The organism is Rhodanobacteraceae bacterium (assembly GCA_016713135.1).
In the GTDB taxonomy this organism is placed as follows: Bacteria; Pseudomonadota; Gammaproteobacteria; order Xanthomonadales; family SZUA-5; genus JADKFD01.
The window spans coordinates 46287-64710 of record JADJPR010000006.1 but is presented as its reverse complement, the minus strand read 5'-3'; the positions used below and the strand labels follow the sequence as shown (position 1 = coordinate 64710).

Sequence of the window (18424 nt, the reverse complement as noted above, 5' to 3'; positions counted from 1 at the left end):
CCCTGGCCGAGGCGATGCCGAGAAGCCCAGGGCCTGCGCCCGGCGTCCCGCTGGGCCTGGGCAGCCGCGGCAGCCGTGGTGGTCGCGGCCGGCACCTGGTTCGTGCTGCCCCGCGAGCAGCCCGCCGCCGCGGCCCAGGCCGTGTGGCTGCGCGCCACCGGCCAGCAGGACGAGGTGCTGCGGCCCGGCGGCGAGGTCCGCCTCGGCGATGCCTTGTCGCTGGAGCTGACGCTGGATCGCAGCCGACATGTCTATGTGATCAACGAGGACACCCGCGGCGAGCGCTTCCAGCTGTTCCCGCTGGCCGAGTCGGACCTTGCCAATCCGCTGCCGGCCGGCCGCGTGCGCCTGCCCGGCACCGCCGCCGGCGAGCCGATCGACTGGCGCATCACCAGCCGCGGCGGCCGCGAGCGCTTCTACGTGCTGATCGCCGACGAGCCGCTCGCGGACCTCAAGCGACTCGCGCTCGACCAGCCGACGATGCTGCAGGCCAACGATGGCAGCCTGTACGCCGCCAACGATCCCACCCGCGGGGTCGGCGGCCTCTCCCCGCGCGCACCCGCGGGCACGGTGGCCGATGCCGACTGGCTGGCCAGCCTGCGCCAGCGCTATCCGGCGCTGACGGTTGAACGCTTCGAGCTGGCGAATCCGTGACGCCGGTCGGGGCGGACCAGGCGTATGGCGCCGCTGTCCACACGACAGATCAGCTTGCGCGCCATTTGATCGAACATCCGATCGCAGGCATCTGTGCCACGGGTCCCACGCCGGATTGCGCTATCTGGCACATCGCCAGATACAACTCGCGGGGCGCGCCGCTGTCGGCTGCGGTCTTGAGCGAAGCGTCCAGCCGTCCGCGGTAGCGCAGGCGCAAGTCGGCATCGAGGCCGAAGAAATCCGGTGTGCAGACCGCGCCGAAGGCCCGCGCCACGGCCTGCGTGGCGTCGTGCAGGTAAGGGAATGGCCAGTCCCGCGCCGCCTCGACCATTGCCTGGTAGTTGTCTGCGGGATAGGCCTCGCCGTCGTTGGGATTGACCGCCACCACGTTGACGCCGCGCGGAGCGAGATCGCGCGCGTCGCGCAGCAGCCGCGGCAGGACGGCCTGCACATAGGGACAGTGATTGCAGATGAACGCAATCACGGTTCCACGCGTGCCAGCGAGGCTGCCCAGTGCATGCCATTGCCCGTCGGTACCGCGCAAGGTGAACGCCGGTGCGAGCCAGCCGGGATTGGCCGGCGGAGCGGTTTCAGCCATTTGCGATGCTCCAGATTCAGTGGTAGCGCATCACCATACGCTCCAACGGCACCGGCTTGATCAGCGCCGCCTTGCCGGCACAGCCGAAGGCGTCGAAGCGCGCCTTGCAGATATCGCGGGCCGCATCGCGGGCGGCAATCAGCGCCTTGCGCGGATCGAACTCCTCCGGATGCTGCGCCAGGCTGCGACGCATCGCCCCCGACATCGCCAGCCGGATGTCGGTATCGATGTTGACCTTGCGCACGCCGCTCCGGATCCCGCGCACGATTTCCTCGATCGGCACACCATAGGTTTCGCGGATCGCGCCGCCATGTTCGCGGATGATCGCCAGCCATTCCTGCGGAACGCTGGACGAACCATGCATCACCAGATGCGTTTGCGGCACGGCCGCGTGGATCGCCGCGATGCGCTCGATCGCCAGCGTCTCTCCGGTGGGCTGGCGGGTGAACTTGTAGGCGCCGTGACTGGTGCCGATCGCGATCGCCAGCGCATCGACGCCGGTGGCGGTCACGAATTCTCGCGCCTGCGCCGGATCGGTCAGCAGCTGCGCATGACTGAGCTTGCCCGACGCCCCGACACCGTCTTCGTCGCCCGCCTCGCCGGTTTCGAGCGAGCCCAGACACCCCAGCTCTCCTTCGACCGAGACGCCCACGGCGTGCGCGAACTCGCACACCTTGCGCGTGACTTCGACGTTGTACTCGTAGCTCGACGGGGTCTTCGCGTCCTCGCGCAACGAACCGTCCATCATCACGCTGGTGAAGCCCGACCGGATGGATTGCTGGCAAACCGCAGGCGTGGCGCCGTGGTCCTGATGCAACACCACGGGAATATCGGGCCAGGATTCGACTGCCGCCAGCACCATGTGCCGCAGGAAGGGCTCGCCCGCGTATTTGCGGGCGCCGGCCGAGGCCTGGAGGATGACCGGAGCGCCGCAGTCGGCCGCGGCCAGCATGATCGCCTGGATCTGCTCCAGATTGTTGACGTTGAAGGCTGGCACGCCGTAGTCGTGTTCGGCGGCGTGTTCCAGCAATTGGCGCAGTGAGATCAGGGCCATCGTGTCGGGTCTCCGGTCGGAAATCAGTCGGTCAGGGCGAAGCGCTGGGCGAGTACATGCGCACCCAACGCCGCCAACGAATCGAAAATGCGGTCCGGCTTGGCAAGACGGATCGGCAGGCCCGCGTTGTAGCCATAAGGCAACGCCCATGCCGTGACACCCGCGTTGCGCGCGCACTCGACATCGGTGACCGAATCGCCGACATGCGCGAGTTGGGCGGGGACCAGGTCGAATCGATCCAGCACATGCTGCAAGGTACGAGCGTCCGGCTTGCGCACCGGCAGGGAATCACCACCCACGAGCAGATCGATGTAGGCGTCGAGACCGTTCACCGCGAGCACGCGGCTTGCGTAACGGCTGTCCTTGTTGGTCACGCAGGCCAGCCGAAAACCCGCTTCGCGCAAGCCCGCAAGGGCACCCGCCGCGCCGGGAAATGCGCTCGCCCGGCGGCCGGCCGTGGCGTCGTAATGCACTCGCAACCGCTGCATCAGCCGGGCGAAGGGCACCCGCAACGTCCCTTCCGGTGAATGCCGTTCGAGGTGATCGAGCACCCGCGCGAGCAAGGGCTCCATGCCCGCCCCAACCATTCGTGCGATGGTCGGCAGAGACAACGGCTCGCGGCGGAATTCCAGCAACAGGCGATTGACCGCCTCGGCAATTTCCGGGGCGGTGTCGGCCAGCGTCCCGTCGAGGTCAAAACTGATTGCGGCCAGTTGCATGGTGCTCTCCTCAGCCGGCGCGCCGCTTCAGGTCCATCAGGCGCAGGATCATCGGGGTGAAGATCAGCTGCATCGCCAGGCCCATCTTGCCGCCCGGCACGACGATGTTGTTCGGACGGCTCATCCAGGCGCCATGCAGCATCGACAGCAAGTAGGGGAAATCGATGCCGCGCGGGTTGGCGAAGCGGATCACCACCATCGACTCGTCCGCGCTGGGAATGTCCTTGGCAATGAAGGGATTGCTGGTGTCCACCGTCGGCACGCGCTGGAAGTTGACGTGCGTGCGGCTGAACTGCGGGCAGATGTGTTTGACGTAGTCCGGCATGCGCCGCAGGATGGTTTCCACCACCGCCTCCTGGCTGTAGCCGCGCAGGTGCTGGTCGCGGTGCAGCTTCTGGATCCACTCGAGGTTGATGATCGGCACCACACCGACCAGCAAGTCCACCTGCGCGGCGACATCGCCTTCCTCGCCGACGTAGCCGCCGTGCAGTCCCTCGTAGAACAGCAGATCGCTGCCGGTTGCGATCGTCTCCCACGGCGTAAAGCTGCCGGGCTCGCCGCCGAGCTCGGCGGCCTCGCGGGCGTCGTGGATGTAGCGGCGCACCCGGCCACCCCCGCTGCGCCCGTATTCGGCGAAGTTGGTGGCCAGTTCGCCGAGCAGATTGGACTCCGGCCCGAAGTGGCTGATCGGCGGCCCCTGGCCGGAGTCGGCGCGGCGCACCCGCTCGCGCATCTCGGCGCGGTCATAGCGATGGAAGGAATCGCCCTCGATCACCTGTGCGTGGATGCCCTCGCGGCGGAAGATGTGGGCGAAGCTCTTCATCACCGTGGTAGTACCGGCTCCGGAAGACCCGGTGACCGCGATGATCGGGTGCGCCTGGCTCATGGCCTGCTCCTGGCGATGCGGAAAGGGCGGGTGCAATTCATGCGCGCGCTTCCGGCCGGAACAGCGAACGCTCGTTGAACAGCGGCGAGACGAATGGGCGGTCGGTGCCGGCATCGAACTCGGCGTGGTAGCGCTCGATGCGCTCGACCTCGTTGCGCGAGCCCAGGATCACCGGCACGCGCTGGTGCAGTTCGGCCGGCGGCAGGTCGAGGATGGGCTGGCGCCCGGTGCTGGCACGGCCGCCGGCCTGCTCGATCAGGAAGCCGATCGGATTGGCCTCGTACAGCAGCCGCAGCCGCCCGGGCTTGCCCGGATCCCGGGTGTCGCGCGGATACATGAACACCCCTCCGCGCATCAGGATGCGATGCACCTCGGCCACCATCGACGCGATCCAGCGCATGTTGAAGTCGCGCCCGCGGTCGCCGCTCCTGCCCGCCTGGCACTCGGTCACGTAACGGTGCACCGGCGCCTCCCAGAAGCGCGCGTTGCTGGTGTTGATCGCGAACTCGCTGGTGTCGGCACCCACGGTGAGGTTGGGATGGGTCAGGATGAAGTTGCCGATCTCGCGGTCCAGCGTGAACCCGTGGGTCCCCTTGCCGACCGTCAGCACGAGCATCGTCGCCGGGCCATAGATGGCGTAACCGGCGGCAACCTGCCGCGCTCCCGGCTGCAGGTAGTCCGCCAGCGCCGGTGCCTCGCTGCGACCATGCCGCAGTACCGAGAAGATCGTGCCGACCGAGACATTGACATCGGTATTCGACGAGCCGTCGAGCGGATCGAAGACCAGCAGGTAGGCGCCGCGGGCGTAATCGGGTGGGATCGCGTAGGGCTCATCGAGTTCTTCGGAGGCCATGCCGGCCACCAGTCCGCCCCATTCGCAGGCACGCAACATCGCGTCGTTTGCCAGCACATCGAGCTTCTTCTGGGTCTCGCCCTGCACGTTGACGGCGTCCAGCGCGCCGAGGTAGCCGCCCAGCGCGCCCTTGGCAGTCATCGCCGAAATCGCCTTGACCGCCGCGGCCACGTCCACCAGCAGCGCGCCGAGGTAGCTCGCGCCGTCAATGTCCTTCAGTTGCTGGATCAGGAACTTGGAAAGGGTGGTGCGTCCCAGGTGCATGGCGTCCTCGCGGGATCAGGGGGTCGGGGCGGGCGCGAACACCCGGCTGGCGCGGATGTCGGGCTCGGCCAGGGTGCACAGGTCCTCGCGCGTCAGCGCGCGCTCGCGGTCGGCGTACAGGCGGCCCGCCTGGCGCAGGCGCGCGCGGTCGAGCGCATTGCGGACACTGCGCGCGTTGGCGAAATGCGGCTGGGTGACGCGCAGCGCGAGGTATTCCTCGAAGGCGCGCCGGGCGCCGGCGTCGAAGCGGTAGTTCTGCGCCGCGAGCATGCGTTCGCCGATCTGCAGCAACTCGGGTTCGGCGTAGTCGGGGAAGGCGAGATGGTGCGCGATCCGCGAGGACAGGCCGGGGTTGGACTGGAAGAACACATCCATCCGCTGCTGGTAGCCGGCGAGGACCACGACCAGGTCCTCGCGCTGGTTCTCCATCACCTGGAGCAGCACCTCGATCGCCTCGAGGCCGTAGTCGCGCTCGTTCTCCGGCCGGTACAGGGTATAGGCCTCGTCGATGAACAGCACCCCGCCCATCGCCCGCTTCAACACCTCGCGCGTCTTGGGCGCCGAGTGGCCGATGTACTGGCCGACCAGATCGTCGCGTCCGACCGCCACCAGGTGGCCGCTGCGCACATAGCCGAGCCGGTGCAGGATGGTCGCCATGCGCAACGCGACGGTGGTCTTGCCGGTCCCGGGATTGCCGGTGAAGCACATGTGCAGCGAGGGCGGCTGCGCCTGCAGGCCGTGCGCGGCGCGCATCCGGTCGACCACCAGCAGGGCGGCGATCTCGCGGATGCGCTGCTTCACCGGCGCCAGGCCGATCAGCTCGCGGTCGAGCTCGTCCAGCACCGCCTCGACCTGGGTCGCCGCGAGCACCTCGGCGATGGTCCGCGGGGGCGCCGCAGCCGGCGCCGACACGCCGGGCGAGGCATCCGCGCGCGCCTGGCTGCGTCCGGGGATGTGATAGGCGGGCGCGCTCATCGTTCAGTCGCCGTAGCGCTCGCCGTCGGGACGTTGCGCCGCGTAGCCACGCAGGCTGTAGCGCTGCCGGCGGCCATCCACCTCCTGGCGCTCCAAGGCAAAGCCGGGCTCGGACAATGGCCGCTGCACGATGAAGCTCATCGCGATCGACTCCACGCCGCGCGTCGAGTCGAAGGCCATCAGGCGGATGTAGTGGCGCGGGAAGGCCTTGCGGCATTCCGCAAGTTCGGCCAGCACGCCGGCGGCGTCGCGCAGGTCGAACATGGGCATGCCGTACATCTCCCAGTAGGTGTTGCGCGGGTGCGGGTCGTCGCTGTACTCGACGCTCCAGGCGTAACCGCGGCGCAGCCCGTAGGCCACCTGCAGGCGGATCTCCTCGTCGCTGAGGTCTGGCAGGAAGCTGAACTGCCCCTGGGTCAGGCGGCCGGTGGGATTGTTCATCATGGCGCGTGGCTCCGGGCGGTTTCAGGCGGCGGTTGGGGTAGTCGCGTAGTCGCTGCTGTCGGTCGAGGCATAGTTGAAGCTGACGTCCTTCCAGACCTCGAGCGCCCGCTTCAGCGGCGTGCAGAACTGCGCGGCGCGACGCAGGACCTCCGGGCCTTCGGCAGCGATGTCGCGGCCTTCGTTGCGCGCCTTGACCATCGCTTCGAGGGCCACGCGATTGGCCACCGCACCAGCCTGGATCCCGTCCGGGTGGCCGATGGTGCCGCCGCCGAACTGCAGCACGACGTCGTCGCCGAGGTAGTCGATCAGCTGGTGCATCTGGCCGGCGTGGATGCCGCCCGAGGCCACCGGCATGACCTTGCGCAAATCGGCCCAGTCCTGCTCGAAGTACAGCCCGCGCGGCAAGTCGATGGCGGTGCGCGCATCGCGGCAGACGTTGTAATAGCCCTGCACGGTCAGCGGGTCGCCCTCCAGCTTGCCGACCGCGGTGCCTGCGTGCAGGTGGTCGACACCGGCCAGCCGCAGCCACTTGGCGATCACGCGGAAGCTGACGCCGTGGCTCTTCTGGCGCGTGTAGGTGCCGTGCCCGGCGCGGTGCATGTGCAGGATCATGTCCTTGCGCCGGCACCACTTCGCCAGACTCTGGATCGCCGGCCAACCGACGATCAGGTCCACCATCACGACCAGGCTGCCGAGCTCTTTCGCCAGTTCGGCGCGTTCGTAGATGTCTTCCATGGTTGCGCCGGTGACGTTGAGGTAGCTGCCCTTGACCTCGCCGGTTGCCGCGGACGCGCGGTTGACGCCTTCCATCACCCACAGGAAGCGGTCGCGCCAGTGCATGAAGGGCTGCGAGTTGATGTTCTCGTCGTCCTTCATGAAATCGAGGCCGCCTTTCAGCCCCTCGTAGATCACGCGGCCGTAGTTGCGCCCGGACAGGCCGAGCTTGGGCTTGGTGGTGGCGCCGAGCAGCGGGCGACCGAACTTGTCCAGGCGCTCGCGCTCGACCACCAGGCCGGTCGGCGGCCCCTGGAAAGTCTTCACATAGGCGACCGGGATGCGGATGTCCTCCAGCCGCGCCGCCTTCAGCGGCTTGAAGCTGAACACGTTGCCGATCAGGCTCGCGGTCATGTTCGCGATCGAACCCTCTTCGAACAGGATCAGGTCGTAGGCCACCCAGGCGAAGTACTGCCCGGGGTTGTTCGGCACCGGTTCGACGCGATAGGCCTTGGCGCGGTAGCTGTCGCAGGCGGTCAGTCGGTCGGTCCACACCACGGTCCAGGTCGCAGTCGAAGACTCGCCGGCGACCGCAGCCGCGGCCTCGACCGGATCGACGCCTTCCTGCGGCGTGATGCGGAACAGGCACAGCACGTCGCTCTCCTTCGGCTGATAGTCCGGCTCCCAGTAGCCCATCTGACGGTACTTGAGCACGCCGGCGCTGTAGCGCTGGCGGGCGTCGGTCATCCGCGTGTCCGCGGTGGCGAGCGGGGTCTCGGCGGGCTGGTCCACTGGCGTGCTCCCTGGCGACTAGGCGTGGAACACTGTATGAGCGATTTCTGATAAATTGATACTCATATTTTGTTGGCGTTCAATTCAGGATTTACTGAATGAAGAATCTGACCTTTCGTCAGCTTCGCGTGTTTGTCGAAGTGGCGCGAAACCTGTCCTTTGCGCGGGCGGCCGAGTCACTGCACCTGACGCCGCCCGCCGTGACCATGCAGGTCAAGGAACTTGAGGCGCACGTTGGGCTTTCGCTGTTCGCGCGCGAGGGACGCAAGATCACGTTGACCCCCGCTGGGGAATACTTCCTGGTGTACGCGCGACGGATGCTCGCCACCCTGAAGGACGCCGGCGACGCAATGGCCCGCTTCAAGCGGGTCGAGGGTGGCACCCTGTCGGTAGGCTTGGTGAGCACGGCCAAGTACTTCGTCCCGCAGCTCCTGGCGCGGTTCCGCGAGGAGCATCCCGGCGTGGAAGTGAAACTGGCGGTATGCCAGAACCGCGAGCAACTGGTGGCGCTGTTGCAGGCGGGCGAAGTGGATCTCGCGGTGATGGGCCGCCCTCCCAAGGAACTGGCTACCCGCGCGGAACCGTTCGCTGCGCACCCTCAGGTATTCGTCGCACCACCCGGCCACCCTCTGGCGGGCTCCGGCCACCTTCCGGTCACTGCACTCGCGCCATTCCCGCTGATCGTGCGCGAACGCGGCTCCGGAACGCGCGCAGTGCTCGACAGCTACCTGCGCGAGCAGCACTTCGAGCCGCGCACCGCCATGGAGATGCCAAGCAACGAGACCATCAAGCAGGCCGTGATCGCCGGCATGGGGCCGGCCTTCCTGTCCCTGCATACGGTCGGCCTGGAACTGCGCGCAGGCGCTCTGGTGTTACTCGATATCGAAGGCACGCCGGTAGTGCGAACGTGGAATCTGGTACACCTGCTCGCGAAGGTGCTGTCGCCGGCAGCAGAAGCGTTTCGTTACTTCATTCTTGAGCGCGGCGAAACTTTCCTGGCTGCCCATGACGCCCCCCTGCTGGCCATGCTCGGGCGCGCTCCGGGTTAGCGGCGCTGCCGGCTTGCCTCGACCCGGCAAATCCGGCGATAGCCGCGGCGGCGACGAAATGCTGATCCGTGACAAGCTGCCTGGACCTCGTCCCTCCACTGCCAGTAGCGATCACGAATGGCTGCGTGGCGCCCGCGGCGGCGACCACGCGGGCGTCCCGATGGCCAGGACGGCATCGAGGCCTTCATCGCCGGCCATTCCGCGCGCAGCTGTCGCGAGTGAATCGCCGGCGTTTGCGCTGGATCAGACTGCAGCCGCCGGCTGATCGCAGATACTCCCTGAAGGCGTGCATGGGTGACAGGGAGCAAGGATGGAAATCAAGCCGGTGTCATCGAGCGTAGTCGCTGAGGTGCCCGCATACCTCCAGCAGACGTACTGGTGGGCATATGTACACCCGAAGGCGGTGTACGTTTTCGAGCGCCAGTGGCTGGTCAACCTGATCCTGTGGGGCAATTTCGCGCGGCTGCGCGACGAAGCGCTGGATGCGCTGGGCCAGCAGCTCGATGGCCGCACGCTGCAGATCGCCTGCGTCTACGGCAACCTGAGTGCCCGCCTGCGCGAGCGCCTGGCACCGGAGGGCAAGCTGGATGTGGTCGACATCCTGCCGGTGCAACTTCAGAACCTGGCGCGCAAGCTGCCGGTCGATCCGCGCATCGCGCTGCACCAGGGCGACAGCTCGGCGCTGCCGATGGCCAGCGAGACCTATGACCGCGCGCTGCTGTTCTTCCTGCTGCACGAGCAACCCGAGGACGTCCGGCGCAAGACCCTGGCCGAAGCCCTGCGCGTGCTCAAGCCCGGCGGCAAGCTGGTGATCGTCGACTACCACCGGCCGAGCAGCCTGTCGCCGCTGTACTGGCCGATGCAGGGCATCCTGCGCACCCTCGAACCGTATGCAATGGACCTGTGGCGCCAGCCGATCGACGACTGGCTGCCCGCAGGATTCAAGCCCAGCCGGATCGAGCGTCGCACCTCGTTCGGCGGCCTCTACCAGCTGATCGAACTCACCATCTGAGTCTTGCGGGCGGCACGCGGCGTCCCGGCTGCGTGCGCTCCAATCCAGGCTGGCGTTTCTCCCGGTGCACTCCACAGTCACCGGGGAAACACCGTGAATCTCAGTCGAACGACCACGCTGGCGCTGATCGTCGGTGGTCTGGCATGCGCCGACGCCGCGCACGCGACGATGTATTGCATCAGCACCGTTTCGGGCCTGAATGCATCGATGAGCGCCGCCAATGCGGCCAACGAAGGCACCCAGCACGAACTGCGCCTGCGTCCTGGCACCTACAACGTGCCGGCTGGCCTGGAGTTCGATCCCGCCGGCGACAAGGACTCGAAGAACTTCTCGCTCACCGGCGGCTGGAACAGCGACTGCTCGGCACGCACGATCAATGCGTCGGCGACCGTGCTGAACGCCGAGAATGGCGCCGCCGACGGCGATTTCCGCTTCTTCGGCAACAACACGCACTATGTCATCGAGGGCATCCGTTTCACCAATTTCAACGACTTCGTGGTCGACGACGCGAACTGCAACCTGGATTGCCCGGATACCCAGCTGATCCGCATCCGCTACAACGAGCTGCGCAATGGCACCGACGTCTCCATCCGCGGCAAGGACGCCGCCACCCTGACGGTGAGCAACAACCTGTTCGCCAACCTCAACCCGGGCGCCGGCACCGGGGTGGGCATCTCCTACGTCAACAACGAAAGTGCCCCGACCATTGCCTTCAACACGGTCGCGCGGGTGTTCTGCAGCAGTAGCGCGGGCGAAGCGTTGTATGTCTTTACCCAGCGCAGCGGGGTCACCCTGCACCACAACATCGTGCAGAGCGTCGGCTGTGGCGGCGACATCACGGTCCCCACCGGCAGCGGCAGCCAGCAGATTGCCCTGCGCCACAACCTCTACAGCACGCTGTCGGGGCTGGCGCCGTCGCTGCTTTCCGGCAACGTCATCTCGTCGGACCCGGGCTTCATCGATTTTGCGGGCGGCAATTTCCGGCTGAAGGAAACCGCCCCGGTCTCGGCCGCGATCAACGCCGGCATGACGCCAACCCAGGCTCAGACCCTGGGACTCAACGCGAGCATTCCGTCGCAGGACCTGGACGGGCCCGCGGGTGCGCGCCTGATCGGCAACCAGTACGACCTCGGCGCCTATGAGTCCTCGATCAACAATGCCAGCGTGCTGACGGTGACCAACACCAATGACAGCGGCGCGGGCTCGCTGCGCGCGCAGATCACGGCCGCAAACGCATCGCCCGGCTTGCAGAAGATCGAGTTCAACATCCCCGGCAGTTGCACCAGCACGCCGCATCTGATCGTGCTGCAAAGCGTGCTGCCGGACATCACGGACAGCCTGGAGATTGACGGTTACAGCGAGCCGGAGACCGCCGCGAACACCCTGGACACCGGCAGCGATGCCGTGCTGTGCATCGTCCTCGCCTCGCAGTCCGCGGTGCTGCCGCAGGCGCTGCAGGTGCCGCAGGGTGCGGCGGCCGGCACCAGCCTGACGGTCAAGGGCATCGCCTTCGCCGGCAGCACCGGGTTCAACGGCAACTTCACCGTGGCGATCCGCCTGCGCGGGGGCAGCGACCACGTGATCCAGGGCAACGCCTTCGCCGGCACCGGCCCGGGAGCGATCGGCCCGCTCGGCACGCTGTTCTTCGGCGTGCAGATCCGCAACGAGGCGCAGAACGTGCTGGTCGGCGGCGCCGACCCCGAGCACCGCAACAGCTTCGGCGCGATGGACTCGAGCGCGATCGTGCTGAACGATGCCACCAGCGGCGGCCACCGCATCCAGAACAACTACATCGGGCTCACGGCCAGCGGCATCACCTCATCGCCGATCGGCCTCAACGGCATCTTCGCCAGCAACAGCCCCAACATCGAAATCCTCGACAACGTGATCGCATCGGTGTCCACCGCTGCCGCGATCGCAATTCAGGGCGAGACCGCGACCGGCTACCGCATCGCTGGCAACCGCATCGGCACCAGCGCGTTCGGAATCCCCAGTGCGGCACTGCGCAACCAGGTCGGCATCCAGTTCGCAGACGGCACCGGCAACCATGCTGTCGGCAGCCTGCTGGGTCTCACCGCGTCCAACATCATCAGCAATTCGGACGATGCCGGTGTGTGGATCACCCCGTCGGCCGGCAACGGCATCACCGTGCGCCCCAACCAGATCTTCGGCAACGGCATCAGCGGCCTCGGCCTGGGCGTGGACATCGGGCCGCTGGGTCCGTCGACCAACGACACCAACGATCCCGACGGCGGCGCCAATCGCGGCCAGAACCACCCTGCGGTAACCGCCTCCTTACCCAACGCCGATGGCTCGCGCCAGGTGGGATACGCACTCGACAGTACCCCGAACACGACCTTCCGCATCGACATCTACCGTGCGCCGAGCTGCCCGGGCGGCAACCGCGGCGGCGACATGTTCAACCGCGTCGGCACCGTCACCGGCAGCACCAACGCCCAGGGCGATTTCGTCGGCGACTTCGCAGTCAGCGGCGCCGGCGCGCCGGGAATTCTGGTCGCGCAGGCCACCAGCGTGGCCACCGGTGACAGCAGCGAGCCGGGACCGTGCTTCGTCGAGCCAGTCGCCACCACCACCACGATTACGAACGACACGCCCGATCCTTCGCAGCTCGGCCAGCCGTACACGGTCGTCGCGGTGGTGACTGCCGCGTCCGGCAGTCCCAGCGGTAGCGTGACCGTCGACGACGGCAACGGCAACCAGTGCAGCGACAACAGCATCATCAGCGGCATCGCCTCCTGCCAGCTGCTCTCCACCAGCCTCGGCAACAAGACCCTGACCGCGAGCTATTCCGGATCCGTCGTCCACGCGCCGAGCAGCGACACCGAAGCCCATAGCGTGGTCCAGGCGAGCACCATCACCACCATCGTCAGCGACAGCCCGGATCCCTCGCAGGTGGGCCAGCCCTACACCGTGTCGGTGCAGGTGCGCACCCCGGCGGGCAACCTGGCGATTCCGGGCGGCCAGGTCAGCGTCAGCGACGGCACCGGCCAGACCTGCCAGATCGCGTCGCTGAGCAATGGCGACGGCAGTTGCCAGCTGACCTCGGTGTCCGTGGGCAACAAGACCCTGAGCGCGAGCTACGCCGGCGCGGTGAACTTTGCCGCGAGCAGCGACACCGAGGCGCACACGGTGACAGCCGCGGTCACTACCACGACCATCACCAGCGATGCCCCGGATCCCTCGCTGCCGGGCCAGGCCTACACCGTCAATGTCAGCGTCAGCACGCTCCCGGGTGCCGGCACGCCCAGCGGCACGGTGGCGGTCAACGATGGCGCGGGCGCCAGCTGCAACATCACCCTGGCCGGCGGCAGCGGCAGTTGCCAGCTCGCCTCCGCCGCCGTGGGCAACAAGACCCTGACGGCCAGCTACACCCCTGCCAGCCAGGCCTTTGCGGCCAGCAGCGACACCGAGAGTCACACGGTGGCGCTGGGCGCGACCACCACCACGATCACCAGCGATGCGCCGGATCCGTCCAGCGTCGGCGAGCCCTACCTGGTGCAGGTCAGCGTGACCAGCAACGCGGGCACTCCGACTGGTGCCGTGACCATCGGCGATGGCAGCGGCGCCAGCTGCAACGCCAACCTCAGCAACGGCGTGGCCTTGTGCCAGCTGGTGTCCACCAGCGGCGGCGCGAAAACGCTCAGCGCCAACTACGCCGGCGATGCGAACTTCGCGCCGAGCAGCGATACCGAGGCGCACCAGGTGGCGCCGATCGCGACCGTCACCACGATCACCAGCGACCAGCCCGATCCGTCGCCCGCCGGCAGCGCCTACACCGTCGCCGTCACGGTGACCGCCACCTCGGGCATCGTCGGTGGCACCGTGACGGTTACCGATGGCACCGGCGGTGCCTGCCAGGTCACCCTGAGCCAGGGTGGCGGCAACTGCCAGCTCACCTCGGCCAGCGCCGGCCAGAAGACCCTGGTCGCCAACTACAACGGCAATGCCAGCTACAACCCGAGCAACGACACCGAGGCGCACACGGTCAGCCCGGTCCAGGCGGCGGCCACGCTGACCACGATCACCGCCGACACGCCCGAACCGACCGTTCCGGGCCAGCCGTACACCGTCAGCGTCACCGTCACCAGCCAGGGCGGCATCCCGGCAGGCACGGTCAACGTCAACGACGGCGCGGGTGCCGGCAGCGGCAACTGCCAGATCACTCTGGAGAACGGCAGCGGCTCGTGCCAGATGAGCAGCAACTTCGCCGGCGACCACCTGCTGACCGCCTGCTTCGTCGCCACCCCGGCCTTCAGCGGCAGCTGCGACAACGAAGTGCACCAGACGATCAAGGCCGACACCGAGCTCAGTTTCAATGGCTTCGCCCCGAACCCGCCGGTGGAGGACGCGCCCACCCAGGTGTCGATCGCCCTCGCCGTCAGCGCACCGGGCAGCGGCACGCCCACCGGCACCGTGATGGTCAGCGCCAGCGCCAGCGAAAGTTGTGTCATCAACCTGCCGGCCACCAGCTGCCCGCTGACCATGACCACCGCCGGCATGCGCACCATCACGCTGAGCTATAGCGGCGATGCCAACTTCAACCCGAGCAACCGCCAGACGCAGCAGAATGTGCTCGTCGACAGTCTGCTCGCCAATGGCTTCGAGTAGTCCTGGCGACAGCAGCGGCGACCGGCGCAGCGACGCGCCGGTCGCCTGGCCCCTGGCAGCGCGATGGGTGGAGCCATGTATTCGCCGGAAGACCAGGCCGAGGCACGCACGACGGCCGAGCTGCATGCGCGGATTGCGGTCATCGCCGCGCAACCCACCCGCACCCAACCCGGCCAGTGCCGGTTGCGGGCGGCGTTGATCGAGGTCTGGCGCGCTCCGCCCGGGCTTGCCGCCGGTGGCGTGATCGAGGTCTGGGTCGACAGCTGCTGGCGCGGCCAGCGCTCGCCGCCGGGCGAGGATGTCCGCCTGTGCATCGAGGACCTGGTCGCAGGACGCCAGATCGAGCTGCACGCGCGCGCCCTGCCCTCGGATCCCGCGGGCCAGGCGTGCTTTGCGGTGACACTTGGGCTGGCCGAACTGCGTTGAGCGCGTGCGCTCGCCCTGAGCGCCGCGTTTTCCTCGATCGACTCTCCGCCTGCGCCGCCGGCGGGGATGATTCCAGCCTGTCCACTCACAACCGGGGACACCGATGATCGCCGCCCGCTGGATCTGCGCCTGTCTGCTGCTGGGAGCCGCGCCCGCGATGGCGAGCGTGGGCTGCCCGGCGCTGCTGGTCGCGGTCCGCGCCGGACTCGAGGGCGCGGCCGCAGGGCTGGCGAAGGGCGACTGCGTCCACGCCTGGCGTCGCGGCGACGAGGTTTTCGAACTGCGCGATCCGCTGGACCTGGAGCAGATCGACCTCGACCAGTTGCCGCGCGGCGGCGTCGAGCTGGAGATTTCCAACCCGCGGGGAAGGCGCTGGGTGGCGGTCGGTACCGGCGCCCTCGGCGTCCAGACCCTGCCCGAGCTGCCCGAGGACCAACGCCAGGCGCTGCTAGCCTGGGGCGAAGCACCAGGCGTTCCGCCACCCAGGACCACCGGGACCGCGCGTGCCGCAGTTGCCGTCGCCAGCTAGCAATCATCGCAGTTGCTGGGATCGGCGCCGGCGGCGGCCGAAACGCTGCTGCAACAGACGCTGGCGGCCACGCCCGCCGGCACGGATCCGCAGGCGCACGCGCTGCTGCAGTACGCGCGTTGCAACCAGGGCATGCTCGGCTGGAAGGTCGAACTGACCTTGCCGGCCTGCGTCGCGGCGATGGATGCGATGGAACAGGCCGGATTGTCGGTCGCGCGCCTGCATGCCTGGCGACACTACGCCTCGATCCTGCGCATCGCCGGTCGCCTGGACGACAGCGGGCGCGAACTCGAGAAACTGCTCGCCGCATTGGCGCAGCAGGTTCCGGACAGCACCCTGCACGCCCAGGCGCTGCTGGAACGGGCCATGTACCTGCGAACCCGCGAACGCCTGGACGAGGCCCTCGCGGCCGCGGGACGGGCGCGCGCAGCCTTCGACAAGGCGCGCTCGCCAGAGCAGTACCGCATGCTGCTCGACAGCAGCAGCGGCCTGATCCAGCGCGCCCGCGGCGAGCACGACGAGGCCGAGCGCCTGCTGCGACAGGCGGTGGCCACCGCCGAACGCCTGGCGCCGGACACCCTGGTGCTGGCGCGCCTGCTGAACAACCTGGCCCTGGTGCAATGGGACCGCATGGACATGGCCCACGCACAGGCCTCGCTGGAACGCTCGCTCGCGATCAAGCGCATGCGTGATGCAACGCCGCTGGATCTCGCTGCAACTCTTGGCAATCTCGCGCTGATCGCGTTCCCGCTGGGCCAGTTGGACGCGGTCGAGCGCTATGCCGGCGAGTCGCTGGCGATCCATCGCGCCCTGCCACCGGGAACCCACCTGGCCGGCATTCTGGTGACGATGGCGCGCGTGCACGAGGAGCGTGGCGACTACGCCGCCGCCCATCGCGCCTACGACGAGGCGCTCGAGCTGTATCGCGAGCATGCCCCAGGCAGCAGCCTGGAAGGTTGGGCCCACCATTTCCGCGCCGGGCTGCTGATCACGCAAGGCCGCCACGCCGAGGCGCTGCCGTCGGCACGCATCGCCGAGCGCCTCCAGCGCAGCATCAGCCCCGGTGGACGCGACCTCAGTTTCGCCCTCGAACGCCTCGGCGACATCGAACTCGCGCTCGGCGAACATGCGGCTGCCCTGACCCACTTCGACGAGTCGATCGGGCTCAGGCGCCGGCAGTCGCCAGACAGCCAGTCGCTGGCCAATGTGCTGCACGGCGCCGGTCTCGCGTCCGCGGCCCTCGGCCAGCCCGACAGCGCGCGCGAGCGTCATTGCGAGGCGGTCTCGGTGCTCGAGCGCCAGCGCCTGCACTGGACCCAGGATCGCGACGATCTGCAGCGCCTGGGCGCACGCAATGTCGAGATCTACCGTGCCTGCGCGCTGGCCTGGCTGCAGCAGGGGGATGCCACGGCGGCCTTCGACACCCTGGAGCAGGCGCGTGCCCGACTGCTGCTGGACAGCATGGCGCGCCACCGCAGCGAGTTGCAGGCCACCCTGCCCGCGGACCTCGCAGCCGACTGGCGCGCGCTGCAGCGCGCCGAGCCGGCGGCGCTGGCGCCGGGGCTCGACGCGTTCGTGCGCCGCGCCGCCCGCGAGGCACCCGCGCAGTCGGCGCTGCTGCTGACCCGGCCGCGCACCTGGGCCGAGCTGCGCAAGCAGTTGGCAGGCGACAGCGCGATCCTCGCCCACCTGGTCGATCGCGAGCGGCTCTACATCGTGGTGGCCCGCCCGCGCGACGAAGTGCCGCACTTCGTCGCCGTCAACGTCGACCGCAGCGCGTTGCTGGACCATGTCCAGCGCCTTGCCGCGTTGGCGCGCAAGCCGGACAGCCGGCTCGAGACCCTGCGTCGCGAGGCCCGCTGGCTGCACGCGCGCCTGATCGAACCCGCCCTGTCGCTGCTCGCCGACAGTCCACGCCTGTTGTGGGTTCCGGATGCCGATCTCAGCCTGCTGCCGCTGGCCGTGCTCGTCGATGCGCAGGGGCGCTACCTGATCGAATCCCACGCGCTGCGGCAGTCCACCTCGCTGACGGCAGCGATGCTCGCGCGTCGCCACCCGGGTTCCCCGGTCGCCAGCGAGTTGCTCGCGGTGGCCGATCCATTGCTCGCCGCGCATCAGGATGCGCCGGCAGCGTCCTGGCGCGGCGCCAGCATCGAAGGGCTGGCGCCGTTGCCGGGTGCGGTGGCCGAGGCCCGCAGCATCGCCCGACTGTATCCCGGCACCTCCACCCTGCTGCGCGGCACCGAGGCCACCGAGAAGCGCGTCCGCACACTCGCGCCGGGCGCCAGGCGGCTGCATTTCGCGGTGCACGGCCTGGTCGATCCACTGCGCCCGCTGGACTCGGCACTGGTGCTGGCCGCAGGCGACGGCAGCGACCGGGACGATGGCTTGTTGCGCGCCGTCGATCTGCTGACCGGCCCGCCGCTGGTGGCAGACCTGGTCGCGGTGGCTGCCTGTGACCTCGGCAGCGGCCGGGTGGATGCGGCTGAGGGCCTGATCGGCCTGCGCCACGCGCTGCGCGCGGCTGGCGCACGCGAGGTGGTTTCCTCGTTGTGGCCGGTCGGCGACCGCTCGGGCGCGCGCCTGATGACCGACTTCCACGCGCAGCTGCGCCAGGACGCCGCCAGCGACCGCGCATTGCAGCAGGCTCAACTGTCCATGCTGCGCACCGGAACCGGCGGCGGCGATGCGGTCCGCGGTGTCGGCGGCGTGGCGCCACAGCGTGGGCGTGCCGGTCCTGTCCATCCTTTTCACTGGGCCGGATTCGTGCTCGACGGGACACTCGAATGATGCCGCCGCCGAAAGACCCAGCCGCCGATCTCCGCC

Annotated in this window: 15 protein-coding genes; 7 read left to right on the top strand and 8 right to left on the bottom strand. The window is 68.5% G+C overall.

The window, feature by feature from the left end; all coding sequences use genetic code 11:
* Positions 1 to 75: 75 nt before the first annotated feature.
* Positions 76 to 654 (top strand): DUF4384 domain-containing protein, encoded by a 579-nt coding sequence (locus IPK27_08060; GenBank protein MBK8067576.1) that lies wholly within the window; start codon positions 76 to 78, stop codon positions 652 to 654.
* A gap of 49 nt (positions 655 to 703) precedes the next feature.
* Here the strand turns inward: IPK27_08060 and IPK27_08055 are convergent, their stop codons facing one another.
* The 8 genes from IPK27_08055 to IPK27_08020 are packed head-to-tail and all read right to left on the bottom strand — an operon-like array spanning position 704 to position 7908.
* Positions 704 to 1252 carry a thioredoxin family protein gene (locus IPK27_08055; GenBank protein MBK8067575.1) on the bottom strand — a complete coding sequence of 183 codons (549 nt, stop codon included), beginning with the start codon at positions 1250 to 1252 and terminating at the stop codon, positions 704 to 706.
* A gap of 16 nt (positions 1253 to 1268) precedes the next feature.
* On the bottom strand, positions 1269 to 2306 hold the full coding sequence (locus IPK27_08050; protein ID MBK8067574.1) for a fructose-bisphosphate aldolase class II: 1038 nt from the start codon (positions 2304 to 2306) through the stop codon (positions 1269 to 1271).
* 23 nt (positions 2307 to 2329) lie between these two features.
* A complete protein-coding gene (locus IPK27_08045) occupies positions 2330 to 3025 on the bottom strand; it encodes an HAD-IA family hydrolase (protein MBK8067573.1) in 696 nt (231 codons plus the stop codon).
* A gap of 10 nt (positions 3026 to 3035) precedes the next feature.
* The gene (locus IPK27_08040; GenBank protein MBK8067572.1) at positions 3036 to 3911 is read right to left on the bottom strand and encodes a phosphoribulokinase; all 876 of its coding nucleotides are present in this window, start codon (positions 3909 to 3911) and stop codon (positions 3036 to 3038) included.
* A 37-nt stretch (positions 3912 to 3948) separates the two neighbouring features.
* Positions 3949 to 5028, bottom strand: a complete 1080-nt coding sequence (locus tag IPK27_08035; GenBank protein MBK8067571.1) for a class 1 fructose-bisphosphatase — start codon at positions 5026 to 5028, stop codon at positions 3949 to 3951.
* Between the two features lie 15 nt (positions 5029 to 5043).
* Positions 5044 to 6003 carry a CbbX protein gene (gene cbbX / locus IPK27_08030; protein MBK8067570.1) on the bottom strand — a complete coding sequence of 320 codons (960 nt, stop codon included), beginning with the start codon at positions 6001 to 6003 and terminating at the stop codon, positions 5044 to 5046.
* A 3-nt stretch (positions 6004 to 6006) separates the two neighbouring features.
* Complete coding sequence (locus IPK27_08025) at positions 6007 to 6447, bottom strand: ribulose bisphosphate carboxylase small subunit (GenBank protein ID MBK8067569.1); 441 nt, start codon at positions 6445 to 6447, stop codon at positions 6007 to 6009.
* A 21-nt stretch (positions 6448 to 6468) separates the two neighbouring features.
* On the bottom strand, positions 6469 to 7908 hold the full coding sequence (locus IPK27_08020) for a form I ribulose bisphosphate carboxylase large subunit (protein MBK8067568.1): 1440 nt from the start codon (positions 7906 to 7908) through the stop codon (positions 6469 to 6471).
* Between the two features lie 143 nt (positions 7909 to 8051).
* Between IPK27_08020 and IPK27_08015 the strand changes: the two genes are divergently transcribed.
* The 6 genes from IPK27_08015 (at position 8052) to IPK27_07990 (ending at position 18388) form a co-directional block, all read left to right on the top strand.
* Positions 8052 to 9002: a LysR family transcriptional regulator gene (locus tag IPK27_08015; GenBank protein MBK8067567.1), complete on the top strand. Its 951-nt coding sequence runs from the start codon at positions 8052 to 8054 to the stop codon at positions 9000 to 9002.
* Positions 9003 to 9312: 310 nt separating this feature from the next.
* Positions 9313 to 10014 carry a methyltransferase domain-containing protein gene (locus IPK27_08010; protein MBK8067566.1) on the top strand — a complete coding sequence of 234 codons (702 nt, stop codon included), beginning with the start codon at positions 9313 to 9315 and terminating at the stop codon, positions 10012 to 10014.
* A gap of 93 nt (positions 10015 to 10107) precedes the next feature.
* Positions 10108 to 14643, top strand: a complete 4536-nt coding sequence (locus IPK27_08005) for an Ig-like domain repeat protein (GenBank protein MBK8067565.1) — start codon at positions 10108 to 10110, stop codon at positions 14641 to 14643.
* Between the two features lie 75 nt (positions 14644 to 14718).
* Positions 14719 to 15069 carry a hypothetical protein gene (locus IPK27_08000; protein MBK8067564.1) on the top strand — a complete coding sequence of 117 codons (351 nt, stop codon included), beginning with the start codon at positions 14719 to 14721 and terminating at the stop codon, positions 15067 to 15069.
* 103 nt (positions 15070 to 15172) lie between these two features.
* Positions 15173 to 15598, top strand: a complete 426-nt coding sequence (locus IPK27_07995) for a hypothetical protein (protein MBK8067563.1) — start codon at positions 15173 to 15175, stop codon at positions 15596 to 15598.
* A gap of 12 nt (positions 15599 to 15610) precedes the next feature.
* Positions 15611 to 18388, top strand: a complete 2778-nt coding sequence (locus IPK27_07990; GenBank protein MBK8067562.1) for a CHAT domain-containing protein — start codon at positions 15611 to 15613, stop codon at positions 18386 to 18388.
* The last annotated feature ends 36 nt before the right edge of the window (positions 18389 to 18424 follow it).

Coding starts and splice junctions, on each gene's coding strand:
- IPK27_08055 (MBK8067575.1), bottom strand. CDS start 1,252: ATGGCTGAAACCGCTCCGCCGGCCAATCCCGGCTGGCTCGCACCGGCG.
- IPK27_08050 (MBK8067574.1), bottom strand. CDS start 2,306: ATGGCCCTGATCTCACTGCGCCAATTGCTGGAACACGCCGCCGAACAC.
- IPK27_08045 (MBK8067573.1), bottom strand. CDS start 3,025: ATGCAACTGGCCGCAATCAGTTTTGACCTCGACGGGACGCTGGCCGAC.
- IPK27_08040 (MBK8067572.1), bottom strand. CDS start 3,911: ATGAGCCAGGCGCACCCGATCATCGCGGTCACCGGGTCTTCCGGAGCC.
- IPK27_08035 (MBK8067571.1), bottom strand. CDS start 5,028: ATGCACCTGGGACGCACCACCCTTTCCAAGTTCCTGATCCAGCAACTG.
- cbbX (MBK8067570.1), bottom strand. CDS start 6,003: ATGAGCGCGCCCGCCTATCACATCCCCGGACGCAGCCAGGCGCGCGCG.
- IPK27_08025 (MBK8067569.1), bottom strand. CDS start 6,447: ATGATGAACAATCCCACCGGCCGCCTGACCCAGGGGCAGTTCAGCTTC.
- IPK27_08020 (MBK8067568.1), bottom strand. CDS start 7,908: ATGACCGACGCCCGCCAGCGCTACAGCGCCGGCGTGCTCAAGTACCGT.
- IPK27_08015 (MBK8067567.1), top strand. CDS start 8,052: ATGAAGAATCTGACCTTTCGTCAGCTTCGCGTGTTTGTCGAAGTGGCG.
- IPK27_08010 (MBK8067566.1), top strand. CDS start 9,313: ATGGAAATCAAGCCGGTGTCATCGAGCGTAGTCGCTGAGGTGCCCGCA.
- IPK27_08000 (MBK8067564.1), top strand. CDS start 14,719: ATGTATTCGCCGGAAGACCAGGCCGAGGCACGCACGACGGCCGAGCTG.
- IPK27_07995 (MBK8067563.1), top strand. CDS start 15,173: ATGATCGCCGCCCGCTGGATCTGCGCCTGTCTGCTGCTGGGAGCCGCG.